The following is a 21,177-nucleotide window of genomic DNA, read 5'->3' on the forward strand; positions in this document are numbered from 1 at the left end:
TGGGTGCGGGGCCCTCGTACGTTCCTCGTGCCGGTGCCCTTCGGCGGTACGGGGTTCCTGAGGCAACTCCGCAAGGGGATGTGCTCAAGTCGTCAGACAACCGGGCGTCGTTGTGGTGGGTGGGTCAAGGGCGGTCCTTCCGGCGCGGTGCTGTCGCGCTGAGGGTCTCGGTGCTCGTCGCGGTGAGGGTCTCGGTGTCGGTCACGGCATCAGTCGCGGTCTGTGTGCCAGGTGCGGGTGCGCAGTGGCACATCGGAGGCGCCGTCCGGGTGGGTCTTCACCGCCAGGATCTGGTTGACACCGATCCTGTTCCGTTCGAAGGCCAGTGCGCTCGCGGCCATGTAGAGCCGCCAGACCCTCGCTCGCCCCGGTGAGGTCAGGCGTGCCGCCGACTCCCAGTGGGTCTCCAGGTTGTCGACCCAACGGCGCAGCGTAAGGGCGTAGTGCTCCCGGATGGACTCCACGTCCCGCACTTCGAAGCCGGCCTCTTCGAGGGCGGTCGTGGTGCGACCGAGGGGAAGCAGTTCCCCGTCGGGGAAGACATAGCGGTCGATGAAGGCATCGAGGCGGTAGGCGGACTCATCCCGCTCGGGGCGCCGGGCGATCTGGTGGTTGAGCAGCCGTCCGCCCGGCCTGAGCAGGGCGTAGAGCTGGTCGGTGTACTCCCGATAGCGAGCCGCACCCACGTGTTCCGCCATCCCGATGGAGGAGATGGCGTCATAGGGGCCCTCGCTGACGTCCCGGTAGTCCTGAACGCGGATCTCGATCCGGTCGGTGAGGCCGGCGTCCGCGATGCGCTTACGGGCGTAGTTCGCCTGTTCCCGCGAGAGGGTGACACCGATGACATGGACGCCGTACTCACGGGCGGCGTGCATGGCCATGGAGCCCCAGCCGCAGCCCACGTCGAGCAGTCTCTCGCCCGGTCTCAGATCGAGCTTTCGGCAGACGAGGTCGAGCTTGTCGCGTTGGGCGTCGTCCAGGGACTGCTCGGCGCCGCCGGCGTCCGTTGTGCCGTTGGGCCAGTAGGCGCAGGAGTACACCATGGACGGGCCGAGGACGAGTTCGTAGAAGGGGTTGCCAACGTCGTAGTGGTGGCTGATGGCCCGCTTGTCCCGGCGCCTGGTGTGGAGGGAGCCTCGGCGGTTGCGGGCTTCCTCGGCGGGCGGGGGCGGTGGGGGCAGAGCACCGCCGATCCGGACGAGGGTGCTGGCGGCGGAGCGCTGGGCAGGGTCGAGGAGGAAACGTAGGCGACTTTCCGTGACCGCCTTACGCCAGGCCTCATGGGCCAGTCGGCGCCCACTCCCCTTCTGCGGCCGGCTCCGCCGTACCGGCTGCTCCTGCCCTGGTGACCGCGCCGATGTCCCTGGCTGTGCTGATGTCGGGGGCGGTGGGCCAGGCAGTCGCTGACCACCCCGTTCGGATCCGCGTTCGGCTTCCCGTTCAAGGGCTGGCTCTGGTCGGGGTGGCTGATCTCGATCCCAGAGGATTCCGGTGAGACGGTCGAGGACGGTGTAGAGGTCGCCGTCCACCTCGATGTCCCCGGCGACCCAGGCCCGCGCCAGTCCTAGCTCACCGGGGCGCCACAACAGTCGGCGCAGTGCCTGACGGTGTCGTACGACGAGCACGGGCCCGTCTGGCGGCCCCGCCTCCGACCCGTCCCAGGCCCGGATGCGGACGGGGAAGCGGGTCCCAAGCAACTCCTCGGCGAGGGTGATCAACCGCAGTGCGGCGTCGGCCATATTGACCTCCGTGGTGTGTTTCTGTCAGGTGCTCCTGCTTGCTCTGCCATGCTTCTTCGAGGCCCTGAACAACAGGCCCCTGTGTCCTTGAACAACTCGCGCACTGCGGGTGCTTCCCGCACCGAGACGTTTCCGCACAGAATGGGGCGTGCGAACGCCCACTCGGCGGTGCCTCGCCTACGGCACGGGCAAGAGCACCTGCCGCGGAGGAACCCAACCCCCGAAAGGCCCCGTTCAGGCTCTGGTCTGCGCGGGAGGGTTCATCGAAGCGGGCTGGTTCGACACGCGGGCATGGCGAAGGGCCGCCCGCACCACGGATGGCGGACGGCCCTTCGATCAGCTATCGAGTCTGAGCGGCGAGGTCAGGAAGCCTTCGCCTTCTCGGGAGTCGGAGCAGCGGCGGCGGCGGCCGGAGCGGGCTTGGCCGCCTCGTAGAACTCCTCGCGCGGTGTCTCGATCGCACCCAGCGAGACCACTTCGCGCTTGAGGAACATCGCCAGCGTCCAGTCGGCGAACACACGGATCTTGCGGTTCCAGGTCGGCATGGCCAGACCGTGGTAGCCACGGTGCATGTACCAGGCCAGCCGGCCACGGAGCTTGATCTTCACCTTGCCGACGACGATCATCGCGACGCCCTTGTGCAGACCGAGGCCCGCCACCGCGCCCTTGTTGGCGTGGCTGTACTCCTTCTGCGGGAAGCCCCGCATGCCGGAGATCACATTGTCGCCGAGGACCTTCGCCTGCCGCAGCGCGTGCTGCGCGTTCGGCGGGCACCAGGCGTTCGCCACGCCGGCCTTGCGGGCGGCGACGTCCGGGACCTGGGCGTTGTCGCCCGCGGCCCAGGCGTAGTCAAGACCCTGCACCTGGAGGCAGGTGGAGGTGTCCACGTGCCCGCGGGGGCCGAGCGGCAGACCATAGCGAGCGAGGGCCGGGTTGGGCTTCACACCGGCGGTCCACACGATGGTGTTGGAGTCGACCTCAAGGCCGTTCTTCAGCACCACATGGCCGTCGACGCAGGAGTCCATCGACGTTTCGAGGTAGATCTCGACGCCGCGGCCCTCAAGGTGCTCCTTGCCGTACTTGCCGAGCTTCGGCCCGACCTCGGGAAGGATCTTGTCGGCGGCATCGACCAGAACGAAGCGCATGTCCTCGCGCTTGACGTTCGAGTAGTACTTGGCAGCGTCCCGCGCCAGGTCCTCGACCTCGCCGATGGTCTCGGCGCCGGCGAAGCCACCGCCGACGAAGACGAAGGTGAGCGCCTTGCGGCGGACTTCCTCATCGGTGGTGGAGTCAGCCTTGTCGAGTTGCTCCAGCACGTGGTTGCGCAGGCCGATGGCCTCTTCGATGCCCTTCATGCCGATGCCCTGCTCGGCGAGCCCGGGGATCGGGAAGGTCCGGGAGATCGCGCCCAGCGCGACCACCAGATAGTCAAAGGGAAGCTCATACGCCTCGCCGACCAGCGGCGAGATGGTGGCGACCTTGCGGTCCTGATCAATGGTGGTGACACGCCCGGTGAGTACCTCGGCCTTGGGCAGCACGCGTCGTAGCGGTACGACGACGTGCCGGGGCGAGATGCTTCCGGCAGCAGCTTCGGGTAGGAAGGGCTGGTACGTCATGTAAGAGCGCGGGTCGACAACCGTGACGGTCGCCTCGCCGTACCGCATCTTCTTCAGAATGCGGCGCGCCGCATACAGACCTACGTACCCCCCGCCAACTACGAGGATCCTGGGACGCTCCGTGGTGCTCATGCCATCGAGTATCCACCCCGCTGACAGAGGGTGCTCGTGAGCCCCTTCACAAGGAGTAGGTGCACCTCTGCTACACTGCGCCGCCCCGTGACCGAGGTCATGCGTTCAGTGGGGAACCACGGTATCGAAACGATCGTTGTGAACCCCCTGTGAGCTGGCCCTTAAGGTCAGGTCTCGTAGGAACCACCGACCTGGTTCACCTGGCCGAAACACCCACTCGGGACCCCTTCGCCTTCCCTTCGGAGCCCAACGGCCCCTCAAGGGTGGCTTTTCGGCCGTCAACAGCGCCCATCAGGGCCCTTTTCCTTGTGAAGAACTTCACGAACTTCGTTTCCAAGCGACTGACCAGGCGATCCGGCCGAGGATCACCCCCGGAACACCACCCGCCTTCCCCCGCCGGGTGTGCACATCAGCGCACGGGCTTTTCGGATGGCCGAGAGCACGGTGACGGCCTGGGAAGCCCGTACCCGTCCGGCGGACCGCATCGACCGTGCCGAGCAGCCGGAGCCCGGGTTGTTGCGGTCCGCACCCGGGGTGTCACTCGTCGCCGAGCGCCACACTCCAGGCGATCCCGTCCAGGATGTCGTGCTCGCTGACCACCACTTCCGCGGCACCGATCCGCTCCATGACGGCGAGCAGCACCCAGGCTCCGGCGACGATGACATCGACGCGCCCCGGATGCATCACCGGGATCGCGGCGCGCTCCTCATGGGTGGATTCGGTGAGCGTACGGACGATGTCGCTGACCTGCTCCACCGGGATGCGCGAGTGGTGGATCGCCGTGGGGTCATAGGCGTCGAGGCCCAGGGCGATGCCGGCGATCGTGGTCACCGATCCGGCCAGCCCCACGAGGGTGCGGGCCCCGCCGAGCGGCACGGTCCGCTCCGCGAGGTCGAGCGCTGCCGCGATATCGGCCCGGATGGCGGCGATCTCCGCGGGGGCGGGGGGATCGCTCCGAATGTGCCGCTCGGTCAGTCGTACACAGCCGATGTCCACCGAGCGGGCGGCTTCCACCTGCTCCCGTCCGATGACGAACTCCGTCGAGCCGCCGCCGATGTCCACCACCAGCCGCTCCTCATGCCCGGGTAGCTCCTTCGTCGCCCCGACGAAGGAGAACTCCGCCTCCTGGTCGCCGCTGATGACGTCCGGCTCCACACCGAGGATGTCCAGCACCCCACGGACGAAGTCGTCCCTGTTCTCGGCGTCCCGAGAGGCCGAGGTGGCGATGAAGCGCAGCCGCTCCACGCCGTGCTCCTTGATGACCGCGGCGTACTCACGGCAGGCGGCGAAGGTGCGCTCCAGCGCCTCGGGCGCGAGCCGGCCGGTGCGATCGACGCCCTGGCCGAGCCGGACGATGGTCATCCGCCGGTCGAGCTCCACCAGCTGACCGGTGGCGGGGTCCGCGTCGGCGACGAGCAGACGGATGGAGTTGGTTCCGCAGTCGATCGCGGCGACCCGGGTCATTCGGGCTCCTTAATAAGGGGAGAGAGTCCTAGTCGGCTTCCACGGGCGCGCAGGGGGTGACGCACGGCCCCTTGCGCCACCACTCGGGGAGTAGTGCGATCGCCTCGTCCCCGAGCGGGTTCACCCCGGGGCCCGCCGCCAGTGAGTGCCCCACCAGCACATGCAGACACTTCACCCGGTCCGGCATGCCACCCGCGCTGGGAAAGCCCTGGAGCACCTCGATGTCATCGCGGCGCTTGATGTAGTCGTCGTGGGCCGCACGGTAGGCGGCAGCCAGCTCGGGGTCGGATTCCAGGCGCTCGGTCATCTCCTTCATCACCCCGTTCGCCTCCAGCGTGCCGATCGCTGACGCGGCCCGCGGGCAGGTCAGGTAGTACAGCGTCGGGAAGGGCGTGCCGTCCGGCAGCCGGGGGGCGGTCTCGACGACATCCGGCTGACCGCAGGGGCAGCGGTGCGCGATGGCGCGCAGTCCGCGCGGTGGGCGGCCGAGCTGCTCCTTGAACGCGGCGATGTCCGCGTCGGTCGGCTCGGTCGGGTCGGTGTGGGGAGGAGGGGTTTCCATGCCTGCCTTGGCTCTAACGGTTCTACGGTTCTTCAGACGTTCTACGGAGGTTCTACGGACTTCCGCAAGCTGCTACGGCCGCTGCGAACGGTCGGACGGGGTGCGCTGCCCCCGGGCGTACCCGGGCAGCACCGACGTACCAGGTTCGCAGATGCGGGCGTCAGCCGCGGTCCGCGTTGTCGACACCGTCCCAGACGTTGGAGTACCAGGGGCGGTCGGCCGAGTCATCGCCGGTGGGCCTGGGCTCGGCGTTCTCGGGGTCGATCATGGTGTATCCGGTCTCCCCCGGCAGCACATAGTGCAGATGCTCACGGGCCAGCCGTCGGATGTACGCGTCGTCCTGGAGGCGGGCCTTCTCGTCCCGGAGGCGTTCGACGTGCTGCTCGGCCTCGGCCATCCGCTCCCGCTGCTTGGACATCTCACCGCGCTGGGAGACGTACTGCCGCATCGGGTAGGCGAGGGCCACGATCAGCGAACAGACCACGAGTGCGAGGAAGGCCGCCCGCCCGGTGAGCCGGGAGCGGCGGGCCTGGCGTTTGGTCTGGGAGCGGTAGACGCGGGCGGCGGTCTGCTCGCCGAGCAGCCGCAGCCTGGTCGCGGTGGAGAACCGGTCGCGGTTCTTGCCGGCCATGTCGTCCCGCCTCCCCTGCTCCGTCGCTGGAGTCTCGTACGGCCGTCTTCCTACGGCTTCTTCTTACCGCTGCTTCCCACAGCCGTCTTCCTCGCGGTGCACGCAAGGCGTCGCACCACCTTCTCGTACGACGGGTGCGTACCGAGCCCGGGTGTGACTGCCGCGTACGGCCGCCTGGGACCCCTGGTCCCGGATGTGCCTACGTCCTCGGCCACGGTACGGGACCGTGGCCGAGGACGTAGGGAGACTGGCTGGGCAACGGCGCATCGGACGCTGCCCGGCACCAGCGAGCCTGGTGCCTCAGCCCGTGCGGCGGGACTGAGGGTGCGGCCAGGGCTGGTTGACTCAGCCCTTGAAGCGGGGGAACGCGCTGCGTCCCGCGTACACCGCGGCGTCGTCGAGGATCTCCTCGATGCGCAGCAGCTGGTTGTACTTGGCGACGCGCTCGGAGCGGGCCGGGGCGCCGGTCTTGATCTGGCCGCAGTTGGTGGCGACGGCCAGGTCGGCGATGGTGACGTCCTCGGTCTCACCGGAGCGGTGGGACATCATGCACTTGAAGCCATTGCGCTGGGCGAGCTCCACGGCGTCCAGGGTCTCGGTCAGCGAACCGATCTGGTTGACCTTCACGAGCAGGGCGTTGGCGCTGGACTCCTCGATACCGCGGGACAGACGCTCGGGGTTGGTGACGAACAGGTCGTCGCCCACGATCTGGACCTTGGTGCCGAGCTTCTCGGTGAGGACCTTCCAGCCCGCCCAGTCGTCCTCGAACAGCGGGTCCTCGATGGAGACCAGCGGGTAGGCCGCGACCAGCTCCTCGTAGTACTCGGTCATCTCGGCGGCCGAGCGGGACTTGCCCTCGAACTCGTACTTGCCGTCCTTGTAGAACTCGGAGGCGGCGACGTCGAGCGCGAGCCCGATGTCCTTGCCGGGCACGTAACCGGCTTCCTTGATGGCCTCAAGGATGAGGTCGAGCGCGGCACGGTTGGAGTCGAGGTTCGGCGCGAAACCGCCCTCGTCGCCCAGGCCGGTGGAGAGGCCCTTCTGCTTCAGGACCTTCTTGAGCGTGTGGTAGACCTCGGTGCCCCAACGCAGCGCCTCGGAGAAGGACTCCGCGCCGATCGGAGCGATCATGAACTCCTGGATGTCCACATTGGAGTCGGCGTGCGAGCCGCCGTTCAGGATGTTCATCATCGGAACGGGCAGCAGGTGCGCGTTCGGGCCGCCCAGGTAGCGGAAGAGCGGCAGGTCGGAGGCCTCGGACGCGGCGTGCGCCACGGCCAGGGAGACTCCGAGGATGGCGTTGGCGCCGAGCGAGGACTTGTCTGGGGTGGCGTCGAGATCGAACATCGCCTGGTCAATCAGGCGCTGCTCGGTCGCGTCGTACCCGACCAGCTCGGGGCCGATCTGCTCGATGACGGCGAGGACGGCCTTTTCGACGCCCTTGCCCAGGTAGCGGTTCTGGTCGCCGTCGCGAAGCTCAAGAGCCTCGAACGCGCCGGTGGAGGCGCCGGACGGAACGGCAGCACGACCCGTGCTGCCGTCGTCGAGGCCAACCTCGACCTCGACGGTGGGGTTGCCTCGGGAGTCCAGGATTTCCCGGGCTACGACGACGTCGATGGACGGCACGAGCATCTCCTTCTGGGATGTGATGCGTGGGGTGCAGGGTCTCATTGGCCTTGCGGCATGAGCCTAACCGGCGGGCGGGTGCCGTTCGGCAGATGCCCGCCCCCTGGGACAAAAAAGGGGCCTGATAGGCCCGACCCGCGGTCCCGACCCGCGGTGAGGAGAAGGGGAGCGGGCCAGGGCTGGTGACACGGTCCGCGGCGGCGGAAAGACAGAACCCCGGGCCGGCGCATTCGGGGGAAGCGCGCCGGCCCGGGGTGTTCTGGGCCCCGGGGGGAGAGGGGGGCCGGGGACGGTTCGGGACCACGACCGGGGGCGTGGGGGAGACGGCCTGGAGAAGATGCCGTCGGCCCGACGGTCGAAACCGAACTGCCGTGGAACGAGGCCGCCCGGGGCCGACCCCGCAAAAGGGTCGGCTCAGGGCCTGGCCGTGGAACTCGGCTCTTCGCGGAGCCTGGGTGTGGGACCGGGGTTGATCTGGACACCAGCCGGAAACTGACCCTGCGCGGAGCCTTCTCTGAGGCTCGGCTCCGACCAGAACCGATGGGTCCACTGAGCCTGCTGGGCGCAATGGGCCCGCTGGGTCCGCCGATGAGTTCTGTCGGCTCAGATCCACTCAAGGCTGCTCAGATCTGAACCGGCCGGAACTCAAGTGCCCCGGTTCTGAACCCGGTCGGCCTTGCCCGGCCCAAGGGCTCGGTCGACACCTGGTCCGACCGGACCTCGGGGGGCTCGGGGTTGGCCGCCGGAGTCAGAGATCAGCGCAGGTGGAGCTGCTGGCCCGGGTAGATGACATCGGCGTCGCTGACGACGTCCTCGTTCAGCTCGAACAGCTTCTTCCAGCCGCCGTCGACCTGCTCGGCGTTCGCGATCTTGCTCAGGGTGTCGCCGGCCTTGACCTGGTACTCGCCGTCGCCCTTCTGGAAGCCCTTGACCTTGGCAACGGGGGCCTCGGCGCGCTCGGAGCGGGTGGTCGGGACCTCGGCACGCTGCTGCGGCTTGGCCTGCTTCTGCTGGGCCTTCGGCTGCTGCTGCTTCGGCTGCGCCTTGGGCTTCTCCTGCTTGGGCTGCTGCTGCTGCGACTCGGCATTGCCACCGCCGTAAGCGGCGTTGGACAGACCCACGCCACAGGACGGCCATGCGCCCTTGCCCTGGCCCGCGAGGACCTTCTCGGCGATCTCGATCTGCTGCGACTTCGATGCCTGGTTGGCCGTCGAGGCGTACTTGGTGCCACCGAACGCGGCCCAGGTGGAGGCCGAGAACTGCAGGCCACCGTAGTAACCGTTACCGGTGTTGATGGACCAGTTGCCACCGGACTCGCACTGGGCGACCTTGTCCCACTCAGCGGAGGTGGCCGCATTGGCGGAGGTCGCACCCATCAGCGGTGCGGCGACGGCGACACCGGTGACACCGGCGAGCGCGACGATACGGCTGGTCTTGCTGGGGCGGCGGTGCTTGCCCTTGCTGGAAAACAGCATGGAACTTCTCCTCACCGACGCCTACGAGGTGAGCTGTCGGGTTCGGGCCAAGTGAGTTGCCCGGCTGCGCGTCCTTGCGCGCAGCTTCACCCCTAGCCGGTACCGACCGTCCTCTTGGGCGGCCAGAACAGGCACTTACCTTGGGTCCCCCGCTCCTGCCTTCGGCGCTCTGAGCGACGAGTACTCCCCCCGACCGACGGCAGGATTCGGCGTGACGGTCGACGGTGCCCGCGGTGCGAGCGGTTCAGACCGTAGACACAGCCCTCCCCGATGTTCAAAGTCGAACATCGGGGAGAAATCGCCCATTTCGCCACTTGCCCGCTCGGCGTTTCCGCAGGTCAGGCGCGGAATGCAGGATTCCGTAAGGTCGGGTGAGCGAATTCCGACAAAGAGACCCTTGTCTCATTCCTGCAAAAGTGGACAAAGTCCATCGAACTAGCCTTGACTCGCTGCGAGATCGAGACTCTGACCAGGGTGAATGAGGTCGGGGTCGCCGCCGACCGTTTCCTTGTTGGCCTCGTAGAGAGCGGGCCACCCACCGGGCAGCTCGCTCTTCTCCGCGATGGCCCAGAGGTTGTCACCGGGGCGGACGGTGTACGAACCGGGAGAGGCGTCGGCGCCGCCGACCGCACCCGGTGTGGCCGCAACCCCCGTACCGGCTCCCTCGATGTCGGTGCGGGTCCCGTCACCACCTCGGGAGGGGTGGGTGCCGCTGGTCTCCCGCGGAGCCTCACCATCACTGGACTTGGCCGGCTCGGTGGGCGCGGCCGAGCCCGTCGACTCGCTGTCGCCGGAGTTGATGGGCTTGGGCTCCGCGGCCGACTCGCCGCGATGCTTGCCCGTACTCGGGGACTGGCTCGGCGTCTGCCCATCGCCCTTGGACACACCGCTGCCCTGGGTCGGACCCGCCTTGGGGTCCGCCGTCTTCGAGGCGGAGCCGGCAGGAGCCGGCGCCTTGGTGGCGCTGGCCGAAGGGGACGGAGTGGTAGCCGGCTTCGCGGCGGGAGCGGAGGGGGAGCCAACCGGGTCGGCCTCGACCTTCACACCCGCGATCGTGGCGCACGCCAGCCAGGGCCTGATGCCGTCGGCCGCGACGACCTTCTCCGCGATGGCTATCTGCTGCGCTCGGGTGGCGAGATCCGCCCGGGACGCGTACTGCGTGCCGCCGAACGCCTTCCACGTCTCCTGCGACATCTGGAGCCCGCCGTAGAAGCCGTTGCCGGTGTCCGCGTTCCACAGGCCCCCGGTCTCACACTCCGCGACCTTGTCCCATGAAGCGGCCTCGACGGCGGATGCCGAGGTCGCGCCAAGGAGTGGAATCGCGATGGCCGAGCCCGTCACCCCTGCCGCAACAACGAGAGCCGGAGCCTGACGGGGTCGGCGATGTCGACCATTCCCGGAGAGCATGCGGTTGCCTTTCGCGTGACAGCTGGGGACGGGGCGAAACGTAGCGGCAGTCGAACGTCTGTCACAAGTCGATGCAGCGGAGATTACGCCAATGTCACGTTTTTGACGCTGCCTCAGATGTTTCGGGATGTGAACTCGACGGGGAGACTTCGCAGTCCACGCATGATCAGGCCGCCACGCCACCGCAAATCGGCTGAATCGACGGCAAGATGCAGATCGGGCAACCTGCGCAGCAAAGTGGCGATCGCGGTCTGCCCCTCCAGTCGGGCGAGTGGTGCACCGAGGCAGTAGTGGATGCCGTGGCCGTATCCGAGGTGCTGATTGTCACGCCGGGAAAGGTCCAGAACATTCGGTCGCGGGAACCGCTCGGGATCGCGATCCGCCGACGCGAGGACGACCAGCACGGGATCGCCGGCCGCGATGCGCCGCCCTCCGATGTCGAGCTCCTCGGTGGCGAACCGCCAGGTGGCGAGCTCCACCGGACCGTCGTACCGCAGCAGTTCCTCAACGCCGCTCTCCAGTAGCCCACGCTCCCCCGCGGCCAGCGACGATTGCAGGCGTTCGCGCTGTTCGGGGTGGTTCAACAGGGCGAAGACGCCGTTGCCAATGAGGTTCACAGTCGTCTCAAATCCGGCAAATAGCAAGATAAAGGCCATTGCCGCGGCTTCGTTCTCGGTGAGGTGCTCCCCGTGGTCGCTGGCCCGGATCAGCCCCGAGATGAGATCGTCCCCCAGATCTTCGCGCTTGCGATGGATCAGCTCGGCCAGATAGCTCCGCATCTTCTTGACGGATCTGGCCACCCCGCCGCGAGGTCCCCCGCCGTGGCGGATCATCATCCCGGCCCAGTCACGGAAGTCGTCCTGATCCTCCGATGGCACCCCGAGCAGATCGCAGATGGCATAGATCGGAAGCGGGAACGCAAACTCATGAATGAGGTCGGCCTCCCCTTTTGCCGCGAAGGAGTCGATCAGTTGGTCCGTCAGCTCCTGCACCCGGGGAGCGAAGGCGGCGACCCGGCGCGGGGTGAACGCCTTGGCGACCAAGCGGCGCAGTCGGGTGTGGTCCGGTGGGTCGATATTGAGCAGATGAGTCATCAACTCGGCCTTGCGCTCACCAGGGATGCCCGTCTTCCCCTTTGCATGTGCGGGCTCGGCATGGTGGGCGGGGTTCTTGGACAGACGAGCGTCGGCGAGCGCCTGCCGGGCGTCGCCGTACCGGGTCACCAGCCATGCCTCCACACCGCTGGGCAGCTGAGTGCGATGGACCGGGGCGTGCTCGCGCAACCAGGCGTAGGCCGGATACGGATCGGTGGCGAACTCCCAGCTGAACAGCTCGGGCGAGGGACGCGAGCCGGCATCGGTACGGGAGGGGTTCGAGGGAGCGTCGGACACCCCGGGTCGAGGACCAGAGGTGCTCGAAGCAGACCCGGGGACGCCCGATGCCGCATCTGGGCCGGAGTCGGCATCGGAGGCATCCGGAGCGGCGCCAGAATACCCCAAAGCGCTAGAAACAGGACAGCCGGTGGCGGAAGTGGGTGAGCCTGTTCCCCGGAAGCCGGGAGCGCTGGGCCCCTCGGTGCCAAAACCGCGCGGATCCCGGGTGCCGGAAGCACCCGAATCTGGCTGGTTCTCAGGGGCACCCGAAGCAGGGTCGGGGACATGGGGAAGGGGGGCTGGCGCGGGGTTGTCACTCACCCCTTGACGTTAGCCGCCCCGCTCACCACCGAAGGGAGGAGCCTCCCCGGGCATAGCGAGGCGCGCCCCTTCGGACGCCCGGACCGCTCAGGGGTTTCACCACCCGCCCTGACCACCCATTGAGGAGGGGCGGTAGGGCCCACCCACTGATACGAGCGGTTCCCCTACTACGCGTGGCACGGCTGGTGGGGCCCTGCCCGCCCCGGTACCGAAGCGGGTTGGGGCCGGATGCCACAGGGCACCCCAGCCGAAGACCGGTAGGACTCCGGCCAGGCTCCGATACGACTCCGGTGAGAGAGGCACTCCCCTCTCCTACCGCCCCTGGTCCTGCTCCGCCGCGCGGATCGCGTCCCGGTACACCCTGGCCGCCGCCCGCAGGGCGGATTCGGGGTCGCTGCCCGCTGCCTCCGCACGGACGGCGAGGCCGAGCAGTTCATATCCGATGCCATCGCCACTCGGCAGGGGGACCTCAAGGCCCGCCGTGCGCACCCGCGAGGCCAGCTTCGCGGTGAGCGCCAGACCCGGCTGCCCCAGGGGAACGCCCTCCGTCACCGAGGTGCGCTGCTTCTCCTCCGCCTTCGTACGGAGCCAGTGCTCCTTGACATCCTCCGGGGTCTCGGCCGTCGCGTCGCCGAAGACATGGGGATGGCGGTGGATCAGCTTGTCGACGATGGTCGCGGCGACATCGTCGATCGAGAAGGGTTCGTCCTCGTCCTCCTGGGCGATCCGGGCGTGGAACACCACCTGGAGAAGTACGTCTCCGAGCTCCTCGCGCAGTTCGTCGCGGTCGCCGTCCTCGATCGCCTCGACCAGCTCATACGCTTCCTCGATGCCGTACTTGGCCAGACCCTGATGGGTCTGTGTCGAGGACCAGGGGCATTGTGCTCGAATGCGGTCCATCACCTGGACCAGATCGAGCAGCCGGGCGCCGGGGAGGTCATAGGAACCGGGCAGCAACTCCAGAGCGGGCATCTGCTCCCGGCCCGAACCGGCGAGCCTGGCGAGCCCATCGGTGAGGGTGGACTCGCCCTCACCCGATGCCAGCACCACAACGGTGGCGCCCGTGGCGCATTCGTCCACCACCTCCCGTGCGGTGGGGGCGGCGATCTCCACCGCGACCCCGGCCTCCCGGAGATAGGGCAGCTGAGGGTGGGCGCCATCCGCGCACAACACCCGGTCGGCCGTGCGCAGCGTCTGCCAGGCCGGCCAGGACAGCAGCCCTGGCGCAACACGGTGACTGGCGGTGAGCAGGATGACGCGGCCGGTGGCGGAGGTGTCTGTGGTCACCCCTCGAACTTACCGTGGGCCGGTGACAGTCCCGCTGGCCAGCCCGTACGGGCGCCCGGCAAGATCCAAAGGAGAGGACGACCTAGGCGCCATCGGTCGGGACGGGCTGCTCCTGCTTGGTCACCTGGGTGATCCAGGGGGCCTTGTACTCACCGAGTTCGAGTTTCTGGCTGTTCCACGCGCCGAAGCGGGGGTTGACATCAATGTCCAGCCCCTTCGCGGCGGCGGAGAACGCCTTGTTGAGCTTCTGCTGCCCCTCGGGGGTGTTGGTCGCGCCGATCGCGGCGGCGAGCTTCCCGACGAGGATGTCCCGGCGGACGACATCATTGAGCTGGTCGGGCGCGACCCCGCGCTGCTGGAGGTACATCGCGGCAAGCTGCTCCTCGCCGCCCGCCTGCTGTACGAAGCCGGCGCGACCGTCCTGGATGTCCTTGCGGCTGACGCTCACCCCGGCGTCATCGGCGGCGCGCTCAACGACCTTGGCGACGATGAGTTCATAGAGCTTGGCGCGGCCGAGCTGGCCGGTGTCCTTGATCAGTTGCGCACCCTCAGGGGTGGATTCCTGCGCGGAACGTACGTCCTTCACATTCGCTTGGACGGTGGAGACCTCGATCCGGTCTCCACCGACGACGGCAGCGGCGCCCGGGTGAGCGTCATTGCTACAGGCCGCGAGGAGTGGCGCAGCGACGAGCAGTGCGGCGGAGACGATGATCGCGGTGCGACGGCGGCGGTGCAAAGGAGCCTCCCGGCGTGATTGTGCGGCAATGCACAAAGTCCTAGCGGTGATGATGTTAGGCAGTCCTGGGCGGTCGGGGCCACCTCTTCGCGGGCACTGATTCGGTCAACGATCGGGGGCGGCCTCCCGTTTCGAACCGTTCTGGAGCCGTACGTTCCAAGTCGCCGTGGGGTCGGCCCTCTCATCCGAGGTCGGTAGAGCGGTGTTCGCGGTGTCATCCGGCGGGTGTCCACCGTGCCATCGAACGAGGTCCCAAGGGTCCTCAGGGGTTATGCGTGAGGGTTCACATGCACGGGCGAGCCGTGCCGGAACCGGGTACGGGGCCGGGCACGGGGCTCGTCCGTGGCCGGGCCCACCGCCTCGTCGAACCCACGCGGACCGCCCATCTCCACCGTCCATCGCTCCGGGCCACCTCGCGTCGGACCGCCTGCCCCTTCGGCCCACCTCGTGTCGGACCGCTATCGCGTCGGGCCGCCCGTCCCTGAGGAACTAGCGCACATCCTGACGGGGCTGCTCCTCAGGCTCCGCCTCGTGCCCCTGCCCCTGCCCCTGCCCCTGCTCACGCTCATGTTCAGGGGGCGGGGTGATGGCTCGCGCGTCAGGGCGAAGCATGATCGTCCGGGAGAGGACAAAGGTGATCGGGATCGCCGCCGCCGCGGCGATCAGCGGTGCGTAGCGGCTGCCCATGCCCAGCACGTCCACCAGGAGGTAGACCCCCGTGGTGGTGACGATGAAGTTCGCCGCGTTGGTGAGGGGGAACAGCAGGAACTTCCGCCAGGTGGGCCGGGTCCGATAGGTGAAGTACGAGGTCAGGAAGAACGAGCCGATCATGCTCAGAACAAAGGCGAGCACATGCGCCGCCACATAGGGCAGCCAGTTCAGCAAGGCGAGATAGAGGCCGTAGTACGTACCGGTGTTGACCACTCCCACCAGGGCGAATCTCACCAGTTGGCCCCGGACTTCCATCGTCTCGCCAGCTCCCCCGCGCATCCCGTTCAGTCGCCGCAGCATACGCCCGCGCGCGGTGTGCTAGCGCGCGGGTCCTGGCGCCCCGCCGCGGCGGGGGCTGTGGAACTGCTGCTGCCGGTTGAGCCCTCGCCGGAGTTCCACCGGCAGTTGGTGGTAGGGCCCGTAGGCCCGTTCTGAGTCGTGCAACAGCCCCTGCAACTGGTGCTGAGCCGCCGTGTGATCGCCCATCGCCAGCAGGAGGTTGCCGATGCGGTGGCGGACGTCGAAGGAACGGGCCGCGCCGGGACCACCGGGCGGTTGGTTCTCGTAGTAGGGGAGGACCGAGCGGTACTCGGCCAGTGCGGCGGCCGGCTCGCCGAGTTGTTCCAGGCACTGGGCCGCGTCATAGCGGAACTGAAGTGTCTGGGGGTCGGCGGGCCCCGCCTCGGCCAGCCGGTCATCGGCAAGGCGTCTGAGCTCCGGCAGGGCACGACGGTACTGGCCGTCGTCCAACAGCGTGGTCGCGTACTGCTTGCGCAGAATCCTGACCACCGGGGAGTGCTCTCCGTGCTCGGCCGCGGCGGCGGGGAGGATGCTGCCGAGGATGTCCACCGCCTGGGTGATGCTGCCCTCGCCGAGGAGCCGCTTGACCTCGTCCACGGCGGCCGCGACATCGAGCCGCGGTGGTGTGGGGGCGGCAACGGGCGGCGATGGCACGGCTGCCCGGTCGGGCCAGGGGGCGAAGGGCCGCAGAAAGGGACGCGTCGGATCGAGTGGTCCGCTGGGCGCACCGCGGTTGGGGAGCAGCGGCGCCAGTGCCTCGTACACCTCAAGCGCGCCGGAGGGGCGGTGCTGTGGGTCCTTGGCCAGCAGTCGCAGCACGAGTGCCTCCAACGGCTCGGGGACCTCGGGGCGCAGCCTGCGGATCGGGAGCGGTGCCTCGTAGAGGTGCCGGTGGAGCACACCCAGTGCGGTGGAGCCGGCGAAGGGCACATTTCCGCTGAGGAGTTCATGGATGAGCACGCCGAGGGCGTAGAGATCGGTGTACGGGCCGACCGCGCCGCCCATGGCCTGTTCCGGGGCCATGTAGGCGGGGCTGCCGATGGGTGAGCCGGTGTGGGTGAGGCGAGTGGTGTCAGTGTCGATGACGGAGGCGACACCGAGGTCGAGGACGGTGAGGGTGCCATCGGGCTTGACCATCACATTGCGTGGTTTGAGGTCGCGGTGGACGATCGGCACGGCGTGCACCGCGGCGAGGACGGCGCAGAGTTGGGCGGCGACGGAGACCACCCACTGCCAGGGGTAGGGCTCGTGTTCGGCGAGATGGTCGGCGAGGTCCGCGCCCTCGACGTACTGCATCACCAGATAGAGGTCATCGCCATCGCTGCCGGCGTCGTAGACGGTGACAAGACCGGGATGGGTGACCTGCGCGGTGACCCGGCACTCGCGAACGAAGCGGCGGCGCATCTCCCCGGCCGCGGTTGCCGCCGCCATATGGTCCGGGCGAAGCAGTTTGACGGCGACCCGGCGATCGAGCCGCCCGTCGTACGCCGTCCAGACCTGGCCCATGCCGCCCTGTCCGATGACGGTGGCCAGTTCGTAGCGGTCCGCGATGACGCGTCCGTTCACTGGCCCTGCTCCTTGCGGAGGTAGTCGCTCAGTTCGTCGAGCTCGGCACGGACCTGGTCGATACGGCCGCCTTCCGCGGGGGCGGGGGCGGGTGGCGTGGCGGGGGTGTGCGGCGGTGTCGGGGGGGCTTGGTGTTGCGGTGGCGGTGTGTGGGCGGGCGGATAGCCGTAGCCCGGGGTGTGGGGGTGCCGCGCCGGGGGGTTGGGGGCGGTGGGCGGATAGCCGTAGCCGGGGGTCGGCGGCTGCCCGTACGCCGGGCCGGACGGGTGGTAGGGCGATGCGGGCTGCGTCCACCCCTGCACGGGCTGTTGGTAGTGGCGAACTTCAGCCATCAGATAGTGCACGGGCACTCCGATCGCCATCGCCACCAGCCCCATGAAGGCGACGAAGTCCCCTCCGCTCATCTCCTCATCGGTGGTCGTCTGCTGTTCGCCGGCCTCGCTGACCTCGACGATGTACCCCAAGATGATGAGGGGGAGCAGCAGGGATATGCCGAACAGCACCCAGTCGAGCGGGCGGCGGCGGATGATGGCCAACCGGAGCATGGCACACCAGGCGAGCAGTCCGCAGCTGAGCAGGGCGAGGGTCACGAAGAGCACGCGGATGACGGTCAGCATCGCGGACGACGGCGGTCGACCTGGGGGCGGCGGGGCATAGCCGGGGCCGTGCATTACTGCTCCTGATGGCCTGGGGACAAGGCTGCGTTAGGGAATGAGCGTATACACCGACGCCGGCAACAGCTCCAGGGTTGTACGCGGGGCGTTGTCCGATGCGTCACTGCGCCCCCTTCACACCTTTTTGCCGGACATCGGCCCTGCGGAAACCCCGGTGGGGTTGGCGTGTTTCTGACGGTGTCGGCGGGGCCTGGTGCGCGGGGGCCCGGCGGGGACCTCGCGCGCGCCGCGGTTGACTGGCTCGCGGCGACGCGGGAGCTGCGTACCGGGGTTGCGGTGGCGCGCTATTCGGGCCGTACGGTCCCCTGGGTCAGTCCGTCGTAGAGCCCCTGGACCAGTTGTTCGCCTAGGCGCCCGGCGAGCCGCAGCGCGTCCTCGAACGTGGACAGGGCGCGGAACCGTTCGCCGTAGCGGTGTTGGTCGGCGAGGGAGATCCGAGGTAGCTGGAGTCTGCGCACATCGAGCCGGGTGGCGGTGGACGCGTAGCTGCTGGCCTGCCGGGTGTTGGCGGTGGCCCGCAGGAATCCGGCGAGGAACCAGGGGTCGAGGGCGGCCGGGTCGGGTCGCAGCAGTTGGAGGTTGCGACCCAGCGCGGCGCCGGCGGTGGTCTCGTCGACCACGCGGACCACGGAGCCGCCACCGAGTACGGGGACGACGACATCGCCCGCCTCGACGCGTACCGGCTCGACGTTGCCTTCGGTGGTCGCGGCCTGGTCCGAAGGCTGCTCGGGAAGGGGACCGGAGGGGGGTGAACCGGTGAGGACGTCCTGTTCGGTCAGGACGAGTGAGGCAGTGGCGACGGGGACACCGGGCGCGGGTTGCACGGTGCCCAGGACGGTGCCCGCGACGGCCGTCGCGGGCACGCTGCCGGCGCGGATGGTGAGGGCGCCCGCTCGGGCGAGTTCGCCGAGGGTGGTGGCGGGCCAGGGGGCCGGTTGGCCGGTGACGGCCGGGGCGGGGGTGAGTTCCGCGGTGAGTCGAAGGGTGTCGGTGAGACGGCCGCGTACGAGCAGCAGGTCATCGGCGTCCGCACCGCTCGCGGCCGGTGGGACATGGCGGGCGGGGGCGAGGTCGACGTCGTCGTCGAGGAGTTCGATGACGGGTACGGCTCGCCCTACTCCCCCCCGGTCCGCCGGCGGTGGCGCGCTGGTGGGGTCGCCGAAGCGGTGCCAGGCGTCGAGTACGGCGTTGTGGACGGCCTGCCAGTCGAGCTTGTCGCGTCCGCCGCCGGTGCCGGCGAGTTCGGCGGTGTCGACGAACAGCAGCTCGGGCGCGGGCGCCCGGGCGGGCTCGGGCTTGCGCAGCACCCAGAGGTGGAGCGGGATGCCGTAGGGGGGTGCGGCGCCCGCGGGCAGGGCGATGACGGCGCGCAGTGCACTGCGGCGCAGCAATCCGGCGCGGATGCGGCGGCCTGAGCGACGGGAGGCGGCGGCGGGCGGCATCAACAGGACGGCCGTGCCGCCGGGGCGCAGTCGGGCGAGCGCGTGCTGGACCCAGGCGAGCTCGGATTCGGTGCGCGCCGGGAAGCCGTACTCCCAGCGGGGGTCGTAGGCGAGTTCGTCATGCCCCCAGTTGCGTTCATTGAACGGTGGATGGCAGAGCACGGCGTCCACGGTGGCGTCGGGGAAGGCGTCCGTGCGCAGGGTGTCCGCGGAGCGGGCGCGGATGGCGGCATCGCCGAGCAGCGCGAGTCTGAGGGCGGTCAGCGCGGTGAGGTCGGGGTCGAGATCCTGTGCGTAGAGGGCGGCGGGGGCGGCCTTGCCCGTGTCGGCTGCGGCGGCGCAGAGCAGGTTTCCGGCGCCGACCGCGGGGTCGAGGACGGTGGCTCCCGCGCCGATGGCGGCGATGTCGACCATCAGCGCGGCCGGTCCTGGCGGGGTCAGGGTGTACTGGCGGAGGTTGACGTCGAGGAAGCGTCCGAGCAGGAACTCATAGGTGTGGCGCGGACCGAGTTCGAGGGCGAGTTCGGCGACGGAGCGCAGCAGGGGCACCGAGGCGGAGACGGGGTGCCCGCCGGGGCCGTGCGGCCCGTTGAGCCGGTGCAGTAGCGGGGCGCGGTCCTCGCCGAAGCGGGCCGTGAGCGTCCGCTCCAGCGCGGTCGGCAGCAGTTCGCCCATCCGCTCGTCCGAAAGGGCGGCCAGCTCCTGCCAGCTGGTCGGCCTCTCGCGGACGAGCAGGAGCGCACAGCCCGCCTGGACCAGCGCGGTCGCGATGGTCGCCGGGTGGTCGGCGAGTTGCTGCCAGACCCTTTCCCGGAGCGGTACTTCGGCGAGTTTTCCCTGGGTGCGCAGCCAGTGTTCGACGTCGGCGAGGGCGAAGGAGGGGCTGGTCTCGGTGCCGCCGACGGGTTTGGGGAAGTCGGGATGGCGGCGCCGCCAGTTGCTGACCGCGGCCCGTCCGACTCCGGCCAGCCGGGCGATCCCGGCGGCGGTCACCTCGCTTGCGTTCTCCGGCAACTGACTGCCTCCGTCATCCGTATCCGCTGGTCAAGACCCCCTGTTGTGTCATCGATCATACCGACCTGCACATAAGAAACCCCTTCACAGCGTGATTGAACACGAATCAGATTCTTCATGTTGACTCGGTTCACAGCCTCTGGTCTCATTGACCTATCGCACCGAGGGGCTTGCAGACGGTCCCGATCACACGTCATGTCCGGGAGGACACCCATGTCGCACGCCATGCAGCAGCCCCCGCACAACGCCGCTCCGCAGTACGGGGGTTACAACCCTCCGCCCCAGCCCATGCGCAACGGCCTGGGCACCGCCGCCCTGGTGCTCGGCATCATCGGCCTCATCACCGGCTGGATTCCGTTCATCTTCTTCCTCGGCGGTGGGCTCGGCCTGCTGGCGCTGATCATGGGGCTGATCGGCCGCGGCCGGGGCAAGCGCGGCGAGGCCAGCAACAAGGGAGCGGCCACCGCCGGCGCGGTGCTCGGCCTGCTCGCGATGGTCGCGGCGACCTTCGCCATGGTCGCCAGCTTCAAGGCCGTGGACGAGGGGTTGAAGGACCTCGACAAGGCCACCTCGAGCACCGGCACCAAGGAGCCCACCACGGACACCGGCACCGGCACTGACACCGGTGCCGACTCGGGCGACAAGAGCAAGTCCAAGGCGAAGGGCAAGAAGGGGAAGGCCAAGGGTGCCGCCGGCGGCGGTGCGAGTTCCGGCGCGCTCGCGGCCGGCGAGACCACCACGTACAAGGACGACCTGAAGATCACGGTCTCCGCGGCCAAGAAGTTCTCCCCGAGCGAGTACGCCATCGGTCACACCGCCGGAAACAACGCCTACCAGGTCACCGTGACCGTCGAGAACGCCGGTTCCAAGGAGTTCAAGTCCACCCTGCTGAGCACGGACGCCCGCGCCGGTGACGACGGTGTCACCGCCGAGCAGATCTTCGACGACAAGGTCGGCGCCGGCTTCACCGGCACGGTCCTGCCCGGCAAGAAGGCCACCGTGCAGTACGCCTTCGACGCCCCCGCCACCGCCAAGGTCCTCACGGTCGAGATCAGCCCCGGCTTCCTGCACGACCCGACCCTGTGGGAACTCACCCTCTGA

Annotated in this window: 16 protein-coding genes and 1 riboswitch; of the genes, 1 reads left to right on the top strand and 15 read right to left on the bottom strand. The window is 68.9% G+C overall.

The window, feature by feature from the left end; genetic code table 11:
- Positions 1-209: 209 nt before the first annotated feature.
- From NBG84_RS18290 to NBG84_RS18360, 15 genes are all read right to left on the bottom strand, one after another.
- Positions 210-1,739, bottom strand: a complete 1,530-nt coding sequence (locus tag NBG84_RS18290; protein WP_250920545.1) for a class I SAM-dependent methyltransferase — start codon at positions 1,737-1,739, stop codon at positions 210-212.
- Positions 1,740-2,101: 362 nt separating this feature from the next.
- On the bottom strand, positions 2,102-3,487 hold the full coding sequence (locus NBG84_RS18295; protein WP_250920546.1) for an NAD(P)/FAD-dependent oxidoreductase: 1,386 nt from the start codon (positions 3,485-3,487) through the stop codon (positions 2,102-2,104).
- A 537-nt stretch (positions 3,488-4,024) separates the two neighbouring features.
- Positions 4,025-4,951 (bottom strand): Ppx/GppA phosphatase family protein, encoded by a 927-nt coding sequence (locus NBG84_RS18300; protein WP_250920547.1) that lies wholly within the window; start codon positions 4,949-4,951, stop codon positions 4,025-4,027.
- A 28-nt stretch (positions 4,952-4,979) separates the two neighbouring features.
- Positions 4,980-5,513: a DUF501 domain-containing protein gene (locus NBG84_RS18305; protein ID WP_250920548.1), complete on the bottom strand. Its 534-nt coding sequence runs from the start codon at positions 5,511-5,513 to the stop codon at positions 4,980-4,982.
- 160 nt (positions 5,514-5,673) lie between these two features.
- Positions 5,674-6,144: an FtsB family cell division protein gene (locus NBG84_RS18310; protein WP_250920549.1), complete on the bottom strand. Its 471-nt coding sequence runs from the start codon at positions 6,142-6,144 to the stop codon at positions 5,674-5,676.
- Positions 6,145-6,489: 345 nt separating this feature from the next.
- Positions 6,490-7,776, bottom strand: a complete 1,287-nt coding sequence (gene eno, locus NBG84_RS18315; protein WP_250920550.1) for a phosphopyruvate hydratase — start codon at positions 7,774-7,776, stop codon at positions 6,490-6,492.
- Positions 7,777-8,525: 749 nt separating this feature from the next.
- On the bottom strand, positions 8,526-9,245 hold the full coding sequence (locus NBG84_RS18320) for a transglycosylase family protein (RefSeq protein WP_250920551.1): 720 nt from the start codon (positions 9,243-9,245) through the stop codon (positions 8,526-8,528).
- Between the two features lie 3 nt (positions 9,246-9,248).
- Positions 9,249-9,422: riboswitch (cyclic di-AMP (ydaO/yuaA leader) on the bottom strand.
- A 258-nt stretch (positions 9,423-9,680) separates the two neighbouring features.
- Entirely contained in the window at positions 9,681-10,586 is a 906-nt protein-coding gene (locus tag NBG84_RS18325) for a transglycosylase family protein (RefSeq protein WP_308312077.1), read from the bottom strand.
- Between the two features lie 179 nt (positions 10,587-10,765).
- Positions 10,766-12,043, bottom strand: coding sequence for a cytochrome P450 family protein (locus NBG84_RS18330; RefSeq protein ID WP_250920552.1), 1,278 nt, complete (start codon positions 12,041-12,043; stop codon positions 10,766-10,768).
- Positions 12,044-12,658: 615 nt separating this feature from the next.
- Positions 12,659-13,633 (bottom strand): nucleoside triphosphate pyrophosphohydrolase, encoded by a 975-nt coding sequence (locus tag NBG84_RS18335; RefSeq protein ID WP_250920553.1) that lies wholly within the window; start codon positions 13,631-13,633, stop codon positions 12,659-12,661.
- Between the two features lie 82 nt (positions 13,634-13,715).
- On the bottom strand, positions 13,716-14,369 hold the full coding sequence (locus NBG84_RS18340; protein WP_250920554.1) for a SurA N-terminal domain-containing protein: 654 nt from the start codon (positions 14,367-14,369) through the stop codon (positions 13,716-13,718).
- Between the two features lie 489 nt (positions 14,370-14,858).
- On the bottom strand, positions 14,859-15,335 hold the full coding sequence (locus NBG84_RS18345) for a GtrA family protein (RefSeq protein WP_250920555.1): 477 nt from the start codon (positions 15,333-15,335) through the stop codon (positions 14,859-14,861).
- Between the two features lie 63 nt (positions 15,336-15,398).
- The gene (locus NBG84_RS18350; RefSeq protein WP_308312078.1) at positions 15,399-16,946 is read right to left on the bottom strand and encodes a serine/threonine-protein kinase; all 1,548 of its coding nucleotides are present in this window, start codon (positions 16,944-16,946) and stop codon (positions 15,399-15,401) included.
- The gene (locus tag NBG84_RS18355; RefSeq protein ID WP_250920556.1) at positions 16,943-17,617 is read right to left on the bottom strand and encodes a hypothetical protein; all 675 of its coding nucleotides are present in this window, start codon (positions 17,615-17,617) and stop codon (positions 16,943-16,945) included. Before NBG84_RS18355 ends, NBG84_RS18350 begins: the two co-directional genes overlap by 4 nt.
- Positions 17,618-17,904: 287 nt before the next feature.
- The gene (locus tag NBG84_RS18360; protein ID WP_250920557.1) at positions 17,905-20,076 is read right to left on the bottom strand and encodes an N-6 DNA methylase; all 2,172 of its coding nucleotides are present in this window, start codon (positions 20,074-20,076) and stop codon (positions 17,905-17,907) included.
- A 213-nt stretch (positions 20,077-20,289) separates the two neighbouring features.
- Between NBG84_RS18360 and NBG84_RS18365 the strand changes: the two genes are divergently transcribed.
- Entirely contained in the window at positions 20,290-21,177 is an 888-nt protein-coding gene (locus NBG84_RS18365) for a DUF4352 domain-containing protein (RefSeq protein WP_250920558.1), read from the top strand.

Origin of the sequence: Streptomyces albipurpureus, from assembly GCF_023701525.1 — a bacterium.
Classification (GTDB): domain Bacteria; phylum Actinomycetota; class Actinomycetes; order Streptomycetales; family Streptomycetaceae; genus Streptomyces; species Streptomyces albipurpureus.

Coding starts and splice junctions, on each gene's coding strand:
- NBG84_RS18290 (WP_250920545.1), bottom strand. CDS start 1,739: ATGGCCGACGCCGCACTGCGGTTGATCACCCTCGCCGAGGAGTTGCTT.
- NBG84_RS18310 (WP_250920549.1), bottom strand. CDS start 6,144: ATGGCCGGCAAGAACCGCGACCGGTTCTCCACCGCGACCAGGCTGCGG.
- NBG84_RS18345 (WP_250920555.1), bottom strand. CDS start 15,335: ATGGAAGTCCGGGGCCAACTGGTGAGATTCGCCCTGGTGGGAGTGGTC.
- eno (WP_250920550.1), bottom strand. CDS start 7,776: ATGCTCGTGCCGTCCATCGACGTCGTCGTAGCCCGGGAAATCCTGGAC.
- NBG84_RS18365 (WP_250920558.1), top strand. CDS start 20,290: ATGTCGCACGCCATGCAGCAGCCCCCGCACAACGCCGCTCCGCAGTAC.
- NBG84_RS18320 (WP_250920551.1), bottom strand. CDS start 9,245: ATGCTGTTTTCCAGCAAGGGCAAGCACCGCCGCCCCAGCAAGACCAGC.
- NBG84_RS18355 (WP_250920556.1), bottom strand. CDS start 17,617: ATGCACGGCCCCGGCTATGCCCCGCCGCCCCCAGGTCGACCGCCGTCG.
- NBG84_RS18295 (WP_250920546.1), bottom strand. CDS start 3,487: ATGAGCACCACGGAGCGTCCCAGGATCCTCGTAGTTGGCGGGGGGTAC.
- NBG84_RS18305 (WP_250920548.1), bottom strand. CDS start 5,513: ATGGAAACCCCTCCTCCCCACACCGACCCGACCGAGCCGACCGACGCG.
- NBG84_RS18300 (WP_250920547.1), bottom strand. CDS start 4,951: ATGACCCGGGTCGCCGCGATCGACTGCGGAACCAACTCCATCCGTCTG.